Source organism: Thalassobacter sp. (assembly GCF_982993085.1).
Map to the genome: position 1 here is coordinate 1 of NZ_CEZFMW010000123.1, position 10,301 is coordinate 10,301.

Below are 10,301 nucleotides of genomic sequence, written 5' to 3' on the forward strand. Positions count from 1 at the left end.
TTCTCCGCTCAGTGTGAAGCGTGACTTTAGCGCGAGAATTTCAGAAGCCAAGATGAGGATTGCGCCAACGACTTAGACGGCCCAAGCTTTCATCGATTGTGACGTCGCGCCCTAAAACCCGACGCAGAACGTGAACCTGTTTTCGTCGTCAATTCGTTCGTAGTTTATGCTGTCGGCAAGTGTATGAATCATAAACCAGCCAAACCCACCCTCGGGCATGTCTTGGATGTCTTCGGTCAAACTTGGCAAAGCCGCCCCGCTCAAGGCATCGGCGGGCACGGGCGGCCCTTGATCAATCGTTTGAATGTAGACAGCGTTTTTATCAGACCGCTTGTGCGCATAGACCGTCAGATGAATGTCCCCATGCACCGGGGCGCAATACGCATGCTCAACGATATTATTGAGCACCTCAGCCAGGACAATTAAAATGTCACCTCGTGGTTCAGGCTCAACTGCATTTCGCTCCAGCTCAACCTGTAGCTTTTTCAGATGATCCGACACATGAGCGAATGTGCCAGGAAATGCACAATCGATCAGAGTTTGAGGTGACATGGTCCTCTCCCAAAGCTTAGGCGGCGCTTTGCTCAGAACCAAAAGCCGTTTTGGCATCTGGATGGATAACGAAAACACTATCCATCCGCGTTAGCCTAAGCACCTTTTGTACGGCATCCCGTAGCCCAGCGAGCTCAAGTTTCTGCCCGTTCGGCAGCATCTTCATCACCGCGACCAAGGCCCCAAGGCCAGAACTGTCAAGAAATGCGACCTTTTCCATGTCAACAACTACGCGGCCCTTGTGGCCGACTAACAGTTTGCGAAACGTGTCCTTGAATTGCACAGCGATCGCTGCATCAATGCGTTCATCCTCAACCGTTATACAAAGCGCATCGGTCTTGATCTGGGTCGTCAACTGCATCACGGCTTCCCTTCAACTTTCACACATTCCAAAAACCGTACGCCACAATTGTTACCAATCCGTTTCTATCGGCCAAAACACTCGACCTTGTAAAAACACATGAGTATCTGTGGCCCCACATATTGTTGCACTTAACCCCCAAAGGACGATCATGGCCGACTACGCAATGCTGCATCAAACGACCGCCGCGCTGACCGAAGGCGAGGATGATTTGGTTGCGCTTATGGCGACTGTCGCCTGCGAAGTGCATCACGCCGACGAGCGATTTGATTGGACCGGCTTTTACCGCGTTGTTGCGCCTGAATTGCTTAAAATTGGCCCCTACCAAGGCGGACATGGTTGCCTTGTGATCCCTTTTTCGCGTGGTGTGTGCGGGGCCGCAGCACGCACCGAGACTACGCAATTGGTGCCGAACGTGGACGCGTTTCCGGGACACATTGCTTGCGCAAGCTCCACGCGTTCAGAGTTGGTCCTGCCGGTACACGATAGGGCAGGCAAGCTGATCGCGGTTTTTGATATCGACAGCAATCAGCCTGACGCATTTACCAGCCAAGACGCAGCCGAGCTGGAACGCTTACTGCGGGATGTTTTTACGCGCCCTTAACGCGAATCCGGCTATCCAAAATCACCTTGGCAAAACCACCCGGCGCTCACTGCGCCACCATGCGCATAGAACAGCCACAAACGAGGGCCTTGTTGCGTGTCGACACGCCAATAATCGCGCTGACCTGAGCGCCAGTTAGGATCGTCTAGCCACCACTCAGGGGCAATTCGCTCAGGGCCAACGGCATGAGCCACAGCCCAATCGCGCCCACGCCATCGAAATGCAGACGGCAAATGCGGGCTGTCCGGCGTACGCGTAACCGGTTCTGGCCGAAACGCCAAAACAGGGCGTTGGATAGGTGGTCCCGGCCAAGGCCCGGTATGTGCAGGCACCCAAGCCGCACCATGCACTGTATCCGTTTTTTCAGGGATACGGCTATCTGCGGGATGCACACGTGTAATCGCCTCTAGGCCCACACGCGTGCCAAGGCGTTCGAGCAAACGCTCGAGCGCATCCGTTTTTGCCGGGGTCGCCCGCGCAGTTGTTACTGCATCGGAAACCTCCATCCCGCCAACGTGCTGACGGTCTGACATCGGCTCAGTTACAGGCGCCTCTAACCGCAGCATATCAAAGCCGAAACCCGCATCAACATCACTCAACTTCATCGCCAAAAGCGGACGAATTTGGGCCGGGTCGCGGGTAGAACGCGCCAACCCAACTTCTATGCGCTCAACGCCGCCACCCGCGCGATACAATTCAAACCGGATACACCGCGCACCGCGCCCCTTGGCGTTAAGCTTTTGGCAAAGCGGGCCTAATAAACGGTCGAGCCCTGCAAGGATGTCATCTTCCAAACCAATCGGGTCAGGTAACCCCATGCGCAAAGCAAAACGGTGAGGGGGCCGCGCGGGCGCGATCGGCTCAGGTTCAATGCCCAACGCTTGGTCCAACCGACGCACGACACCACGTCCGTAGCGACGCGCCAACGGTGCACGAGGCTGCCCCAGCAACTCACCGACAGTGCGCAAGCCAACCTTCCCAAGGCCGTCCACTTCCTGCGGCGTAAGGCGCAGCGCTGCAATTGGTAAGGGGGCCAGTACCTGATGCACTTGTCCCGGTGGCGCTATACGCACCGCAGAGACAGCTGCGGCCGGCAGCTTGACCGGAGCTGGTCCGCCACGCTCCCAGTTGCGGCGCTTAACGGCGCGCGAGCGGGTTGCCCGCGCCTCTTGATCAATCGCATCGCCAGACCGAATAGCCGAACTCTGCGCACCTGCAAACCGCGCCAATGCCCATGCGGCCCCGGCCGTATCCGCCAAGCCCAATTGTACTGTCAAACCTTGAGCCGCGCACTCCTGCTCCGCTTGTCTGGCAAGGGGCGCCTCTCCCCCGAACAAATGCGCACAACCCGTCAAATCTAGCATCAAGCCAGCCGCGCCTTCTTCTGCCACCCAAGGCGAAAATTTCCCTGCCCACCGCCGGACGGCTGCCAAAAAAGCAGCCTGCCCCCGCGGATCTTCAGCCCGAGTGAGCAGGTCAGGGCACATTGCACGCGCGTCCTGCAAACCCTGCCCCCGATGCACACCCTCAGCCTCTGCGGCGCGCGACAAGGAACATAAGGTTTGCAGATTTCCGACGCGACGCACAATTGCCAAGGGCCGGTCCGTCAGACCGCGCTCCAAGCGCAATGCCCGCTCTGCAGCAAACCGCGGAAACCAAAGAGACAAAACGCGACGACAGGCCATATAGAAGAACACTCCAGCTTGTTCACACTTTGTTCTATTTAATTCGAGTCACAACAAGAGTCGAGTTCGCGAAACATAATAGAAATCATGATTTTTCTTGATAGGCACCCTATTTACTGTTAGCGGGCACAGCTATTCAGAAGGGAGCTATCATGGACCTGAATACACTTTCGCTAGACGAGCTAAAAAAGCTGAAACGCGATGTAGAAAAAGCTATCACTTCATTTGAGGAACGGCGACTGCTTGAAGCACGTAAAAAGCTCGAAGATTACGCTAAGGAAATTGGCGTTGATTTGAACGAAGTTGCCAGCATGAAGAAAACAACAAAAAACGTTAATCCACCGAAATACCGCCACCCCGAAGATCAAGCACTGACATGGACCGGGCGTGGACGAAAACCAAAGTGGATTGTTGAGGCTCTCGACGCTGGAAAAGACCTCGAATCCTTCGCCATTTAACGGCGTAATTGATTCAGTAAATCAAGCGAGACATATCCATCGGGCGTCGCCCCGATACTCGCTTGATACCGCCTCACGGCTGACAACGTGTTGGGTCCAATTTTCCCATCCACCCCGCCGGGATCAAACCCCCTGCGCGCCAGCAATTGCTGGATTTCCTTCCGCTCTACAAACCGCAGTCCCCTATCTCCACGGGGCCAAGACGCCTTGAAATCAGGGCCGCCTGCAATGCGATCAGCCAGATGGCCCACCGCAATCACATAGGCATCTGCGGGGTTATACCTCTCAATCACTTGGAAGTTTCGATAGATTGCAAAGGCCACACCCTTTGCGCCAGCGGGAACCAAAATCGAAACCCGATCACTGTTGGGCAGTTGTCCGCCGCGCGCGGGACGCACCCCTAATTGACGCCACGCATTCGCGGATTTACGAACCCTATCACCGGTTTGGGCGTAATCAAATCCATTAGGCAATTTAACTTCTACACCCCAAGGTAGATTATTCTGCCATCCGAAACGCGCCAAATAATTGGCCGTTGACGCAAGGGCATCACTTGGATCATCGGACCAGATATCACGACGGCCATCCCCGGTAAAATCAACGGCATAAACGTTGTAGCTTGAGGGCATAAATTGCGTATGCCCCATAGCACCCGCCCACGACCCTGTCATATTCTGCGGCGCAATATCCCCATTTTGCAAAATAGTTAACGCATTAACTAATTCACTTTCAAAAAAGCGAGCGCGGCGGCCATCAAAAGCAAGCGTGGCCAATGCGGAAATAGTCGGCTCGGACCCACGGAAAGTTCCATAGGCGCTTTCTAGGCCCCAAACCGCCACAACCACCTCTTTTGGGACCCCGTATTGCGCCTCAATCCGGTCCAAAACGCGGGAATGCTTGCGCAAAGCGGCCTTGCCGTTGCGCACCCGTGTCGCAGACACGGCAGTATCCAGATATTCCCAAAGCGTTTTGGTGAATTCGGCCTGATTGCGATCACGACGGATAACGTCGGGCAAATATTGCGCCGCCTTAAATGCTTGATCCAACGTGCGTTGTGAAATGCCCTGCGCCTGCGCGCGGCGTTTGAATGCACCCACCCAGCGGTCAAATCTTGCATTGGCAGCCACCTCAACCACCGGCGTCTGAAGCGTCGGAACTATCGGGCGCTGCACGGGGTTCAGCGTTGACAGAGTGACGGTTGCGCTCTGCGAGCGCGGCGCGGGCCTATCAGAGACATCCACAGCCAACGGGCTGGCCCCGGCCCCTCCGCACAATAGAACAAATCCGATGACTGCTGCTGCGCCGCGCATGGTGTCCCCCATTTGACTGTTCGCACGCAGAGCGTAACGCGAATGGGAAAAATCACAAAGTCAGTTAACAGAGAATGAGCGGGACTGTGCTACTTGGTGGATCGGCGGCGTGTCGACTTTTTGACGCGCTTGCCTTTGTGACGGACAGGCCCTTTTCCGCGTCGCTTGGTGAACTGTTTGGTCACGGCGCCATCAATCTCAAGCATTTCGAGCGTTAGCCCCCCAGTCACCGGCACCGCTGCAGCCAGTTTGACGGTCACGCGCAGCCCAATCCCGATTTGAAGGCCACTCTCAGTGCCCTCAAGCACCTGTGCATCGCGGTCATAGCGGAAATATTCACGCCCCAAGCTGCGCACCGGGATCATCCCATCTGCGCCCGTCTCATCCAGCCGCACAAACACGCCAAACGCCTGCACCCCACTGATGCGCCCAGTGAATTCCGCGCCGACATGATTGCTCAGGAAAGCTGCGAGGTAGCGGTCTGAGGTATCCCGCTCAGCCACCATCGACCGCCGTTCAGTATCAGAGATCAGCTTGGCCGTATCATCTAGCGTCTCGGTGTCTTGCACGCTCAGCCCGTCGTCGCCCCATTTATGCGCCGCAACCAAGCCGCGATGCACGATCAGGTCGGCATAGCGTCGAATGGGCGACGTGAAATGCGCATAGGCCTTCAACGCAAGGCCGAAGTGCCCAATGTGCTTGGGCGTATAATAGGCCTGCGTCATGCTGCGCAGCGTGGACATGTTGATCAATTCGGCAAAGTCGCTTTCGGACGCGTCACTAAGCAATTTGTTCAACTGACGGGTTTGCAAAACCTGCCCCTTGGCCAGCGAAAAACCACTGGCCTGCGCGGTGTCCCGCAAGGCCTCTAACTTGTCGGCGTTCGGTTCTTCGTGGGCGCGGTACAACAGGGCTTGGCCCCGGGTGCCCAGCTCTTCGGCGGCGGCGACATTGGCCAGCACCATAAATTCTTCGATCAGGCGGTGCGCATCCAACCGGTCCTTAAAGGCAACGGCTGTCACCTCTCCCTCTGGGCTCAGTTGGATGGTCCGCTCCGGCAGATCAAGCTCCAACGGTTGCCGCGACGCCCGCGCAGTCTTGAGCGCCTCATAGGCCGCATAAAGTGGGCGCAGGACATCTTCAAGAAATGGCTCGGTACGATCAGTGGGCGCCCCATCTATCGCGGCTTGAACCTCTTCGTAGTGCAGTGACGCATGGGATTTCATAAGGCCCCGCGCAAACCGCTGGCCAATCTTTTCACCCGATGCATCAATCTGCATCCGCACTGCAATACAGGGCCGCTCAACCCCTTCGTGAAGCGAGCATAGATCACCCGAGAGCCGATCGGGCAGCATCGGCACCACTCGGTCGGGGAAATAGGTTGAGTTACCGCGCCGACGGGCCTCTCGGTCGAGTTTAGAGCCTGGGCGCACGTAATGCGCAACATCCGCAATCGCGACCCAAATGATATGGCCATCGGGGTTTTTCGGATCATCATCGGCATGCGCAAAACAGGCATCGTCATGGTCCCGCGCGTCATGGGGATCAATCGTGATCAACGGCAGGTCACGCAAATCCTCGCGCTTGCCCAAGTCGACGGGTGTTGCGGCGTCAGCTTCTTCCATGACCGCATCAGGAAAGTGATCGGGGATACCGTGTTGGTGGATCGCAATCAGGCTAACGGCTTTGGCAGCACCCGGATCACCCAGTCGCGCAACCACGCGGGCACGGGGCATACCCATGCGCCCTTTGGGCCCCGTCTGCTCGGCCTCAACCAATTCACCGTCTTTTGCGCCTTCGCTGGCGCCGGCAGGTACGTGCCATTCGCGATCTGCACCCTTATCGATCGGGACAATCCGACCCGTCTCTGCGCCGGTGCGATAGACCCCCAAAATCCGTTTAGGGTTGGTGCCGATCCGACGGATCAACCGGCCGATGTATTCGTGTGTTTCGTCCTGCACAGACTGCAACCGCACAAGCGCCTGATCGCTCGGCCCCATCGCCGGATCTGAGGCCTTTAACTCCATCAGGATGCGCGGGACATTGCCTTCACCCTTCCACTGCAAAGGCCTGGCAAACAGATCGCCATCTGCGTCAGTCCCTGTCACCTCAACCACTGCAACAGGAGGCAGTGTGTCCGGGTCCGTATAGCTGCGAGAACGTTTTTGCAGGTGGCCCTCAGCCTCCAATTCGCGCAGGACGCGCTTTAGATCGATCCGCGCCGCCCCCTTGATCCCGAAGGCCTTGGAGATGTCACGTTTGGAAGTGAGCGAGGGGTTGTCGGCGATCCATTGCAGGATCTGCGGCTTGGTGGGTACCTGTGTCATAAGACAGCAGCTAGCACGCGGCCCGGTGTACGCCCAGCCCGAAAGCGGCCGGGCGACCCTAATCGGCTACTCTGCGGGGGGTGTTGCGGTCTTGGTTAGGGGGACCACAGCGTCCGGCGCACTTGGCTCGAACTCAAAACTTTCAAGCTGACCCGCGCGTTTGCCCGCGCGCTCTGCTGCGATGTTGATCCCTTCAACGTCCCGCCGTGCTTGGCCAAAATGTGTATTCAGCTTGCCCACACGCTCAACCACCAATTCCACGTCGCGGTGAAGCGCCGAGATTTGTTTGCGGATTTCACCGGCCTGCGCTTGCATCCGCGCATCCTTGAGGATCGCACGCATCGTATTTAACGTCGCCATACAGGTTGTGGGCGATACGATCCAAACCCGCGCGGCGAACCCGTCGCGCACGACCTCGGGAAAATGCGCGTGCAGCTCGGCATAGACCGCCTCTGATGGCAGGAACATCAACGCACCGTCCGCGGTTTCACCCTCCAGAATATAGCGCTCAGATATCGCCTTTATGTGGGTGCGGATGGCCAAGCGAAACGCGCGTTCAGCCTCCGTTTTGGTGTGTGGCGTGTCCGCACGAACCAAGGCCTCATACGCTTCCAGCGGGAATTTGCTGTCAATCACGATAGGCCCCGGAGGGTTTGGTAAATGGATCAAGCAATCCGCGCGCTTGCCGTTCGAAAGCGTCGCTTGCAGCGAATAACTGTCTGCTGGCAGCGCCTTGGACACGATATCGTTCAGCTGGATTTCACCAAACGCCCCGCGGGTCTGTTTGTTCGACAAGATATCCTGAAGCGATAGGACATCGCCCGACAGCTTTTCGATCTTGGCCTGCGCGCGGTCGATCGTTTCCAACCGTTCTTGCAGCGCCCCCAGCGAACGAGCCGTTCGGTTTGAGGTGCCGTGCAACGTTTCGCCCATGGATTTTTGCACATCTTCTAGCCGACGTTCCATATTGGCCAACATGGCAGATTGAGCAGTTGCCTGCGCCTCTGACACGGCTGTTAGCGCGCCGGTGATCTGCATTTGCCCATCAGACAGGGCTTGGACCCGGCTGCTGAAATAGGTCATTTGCCCTGCAATAGGCTCTAGCGCGCGGGCAGTGCGAGCCGCCGTCCGCAGAGATAAAAACACCAGCAAGATGACCAGCGCGCCAGCCCCGATCAGCGCCAAGGTGACCGGATCATCCAACGCGATCTCGATGCTGCCCAGACGGATCATGTGCGCCCAAACAGCCGTTCGATGTCCGACAGTTTCAGCTCTACGTAGGTGGGGCGCCCATGGTTGCATTGACCGGAATGAGGCGTGGCCTCCATCTCGCGGAGCAGCGCGTTCATTTCCTCAGCACGCATCTGACGGCCGGAACGGATGGATCCGTGGCAGGCAATCCGGCTTAGCACGGCTTCAATCCGGGATTGCACCGCCAGCGTATCACCGGTGTCATCCAGCTCATCCAGAATGTCCCGCAACAGCGCCTCGGCATTGATGGTCCCCAAGATGGCGGGTGTTTCACGCACCGCAATCGCACCCGGACCGAAGGGTTCCAGCACAAGACCAAATCGCCCCAAATCAAGCTCCAACAAACGGTCCGCGTCTGTCCCTAATTCAACGATTTCCGGAATCAAAAGCGCCTGCGTCGGCACCCCGTTCTCGGCCATTTGTCGCTTCAGCTTTTCGTACACAAGCCGTTCATGAGCAGCGTGTTGGTCTACGATAACCATGCCGTTTTGCGTCTGGGCGATGATGTAGTTTTCATGCACCTGCGCACGGGCCGCCCCCAAGGGGCCGTGGTTCGGATGGGGCGTATCAGGGGCCGTGTCGATAACTGGCTCAAACCGCGCCGTTGGTTCGGCAAAGGCAGGTGTTTCGATTTGATAGCTTTGGGGACGAAGACCTATGGGCCGCTCCATCTGATAAACAGGTGCGGCAGGGGCCTCGGGGCGCATGGCCCCAAGGGTGGCGTCGGCCACGGTGGTCGAGGCGCGGTGCCCCGCATTGGCCAACGCATGCCGCAAAGCGCTGACGATCAGGCCGCGCACCATGCCCGGCTCGCGAAAACGGACCTCCGACTTGGCGGGGTGCACGTTGACGTCAACCAACTCAGGCGGACAGTCGATAAACAGCGCCGCAACCGGATGCCGGTCCCGGCTCAGAAAATCGTGATAGGCACCGCGCAATGCCCCAAGCAACAGCTTGTCGCGCACGGGACGTCCGTTCACGAACAAAAACTGCGCCACCGCTGCCCCGCGCGAATAGGTTGGCAGGGCGGCATAGCCGGTCAGGCCAATGCCATCCCGCTCTGCATCAATGGGCAAAGCGTTTTCGGCGAAATCCTTGCCCAGCACAGTGGCAAGCCGTCCGTGCAACGCATCAAATAGATCACCAGTCTGCGGGTCTGCACGAAATGTGACCCGCGCCGCATCAGCCGATACATCGCGCAAGGTGAACCCAACGAAGGGCTCGGCCATCGCAAGGCGTTTGATGACATCCGAAATCGCCTGCATCTCAGCCCGGTCAGTGCGCAAAAACTTGAGCCGTGCGGGCGTCGCGTAGAACAGATCGCGCAGCTCCATGACGGTGCCACTGCTCAGCGCCGCGGGCCTACAGGCGCCAAGCGCACCGCCCGTGACAGTCAGGCTCGTCGCTTCCTCACCAGCAGTGCGGGACGTCAGCGTAAGCCGCCCCACAGCCCCCAGCGAGGCCAGCGCTTCTCCTCTAAAACCAAAGGAATGGATATTGGTCAGGTCCGAGCCATCAATCTTGGATGTGGCGTGGCGCGAAACCGCTAAGGGCATCTGCACAGGTGCGATCCCGTGGCCATCATCCGTAACGCGGATCAGTGTTTTACCCCCATCCGCGATATCAACCGTGATCCGCCGCGCACCAGCGTCCAGCGCGTTTTCCACCAGCTCTTTAACGGCAGAAGCGGGGCGTTCAATCACCTCGCCTGCGGCGATGCGGTTGACCGCGCTTTCATCAAGCTGACGGATCG

At 57.9% G+C, this 10,301-nt stretch carries 9 protein-coding genes; 2 read left to right on the forward strand and 7 right to left on the reverse strand.

Features of this window, described 5'->3' with window-relative positions; translation table 11 throughout:
• Positions 1-111: 111 nt before the first annotated feature.
• Positions 112-552, reverse strand: coding sequence for an ATP-binding protein (locus AC4GMC_RS15345; protein ID WP_487876488.1), 441 nt, complete (start codon positions 550-552; stop codon positions 112-114).
• Positions 553-568: 16 nt separating this feature from the next.
• On the reverse strand, positions 569-913 hold the full coding sequence (locus AC4GMC_RS15350; protein WP_487876487.1) for an STAS domain-containing protein: 345 nt from the start codon (positions 911-913) through the stop codon (positions 569-571).
• 151 nt (positions 914-1,064) lie between these two features.
• Between AC4GMC_RS15350 and AC4GMC_RS15355 the strand changes: the two genes are divergently transcribed.
• Positions 1,065-1,517 carry a GAF domain-containing protein gene (locus tag AC4GMC_RS15355; RefSeq protein WP_487876486.1) on the forward strand — a complete coding sequence of 151 codons (453 nt, stop codon included), beginning with the start codon at positions 1,065-1,067 and terminating at the stop codon, positions 1,515-1,517.
• Positions 1,518-1,528: 11 nt separating this feature from the next.
• Here AC4GMC_RS15355 and AC4GMC_RS15360 read toward each other — a convergent pair whose 3' ends face one another.
• Positions 1,529-3,202, reverse strand: a complete 1,674-nt coding sequence (locus tag AC4GMC_RS15360; RefSeq protein ID WP_487876485.1) for a DUF6504 family protein — start codon at positions 3,200-3,202, stop codon at positions 1,529-1,531.
• 152 nt (positions 3,203-3,354) lie between these two features.
• Between AC4GMC_RS15360 and AC4GMC_RS15365 the strand changes: the two genes are divergently transcribed.
• Positions 3,355-3,660: an H-NS histone family protein gene (locus AC4GMC_RS15365; protein ID WP_487878864.1), complete on the forward strand. Its 306-nt coding sequence runs from the start codon at positions 3,355-3,357 to the stop codon at positions 3,658-3,660.
• On the opposite strand, the gene AC4GMC_RS15370 is transcribed toward AC4GMC_RS15365, so the two are convergent.
• The 4 genes from AC4GMC_RS15370 to mutL form a co-directional block, all read right to left on the reverse strand.
• Positions 3,657-4,970, reverse strand: coding sequence for a lytic murein transglycosylase (locus tag AC4GMC_RS15370; RefSeq protein WP_487877893.1), 1,314 nt, complete (start codon positions 4,968-4,970; stop codon positions 3,657-3,659). The genes AC4GMC_RS15365 and AC4GMC_RS15370 overlap by 4 nt on opposite strands.
• Positions 4,971-5,059: 89 nt before the next feature.
• The gene (gene rnr / locus AC4GMC_RS15375; protein ID WP_487877892.1) at positions 5,060-7,297 is read right to left on the reverse strand and encodes a ribonuclease R; all 2,238 of its coding nucleotides are present in this window, start codon (positions 7,295-7,297) and stop codon (positions 5,060-5,062) included.
• A gap of 66 nt (positions 7,298-7,363) precedes the next feature.
• Entirely contained in the window at positions 7,364-8,530 is a 1,167-nt protein-coding gene (locus AC4GMC_RS15380; protein WP_487877891.1) for a DNA recombination protein RmuC, read from the reverse strand.
• Positions 8,527-10,299, reverse strand: a complete 1,773-nt coding sequence (mutL, locus tag AC4GMC_RS15385; RefSeq protein ID WP_490367259.1) for a DNA mismatch repair endonuclease MutL — start codon at positions 10,297-10,299, stop codon at positions 8,527-8,529. The genes AC4GMC_RS15380 and mutL overlap by 4 nt, the downstream gene beginning before the upstream one ends.
• Positions 10,300-10,301 lie beyond the last annotated feature (2 nt).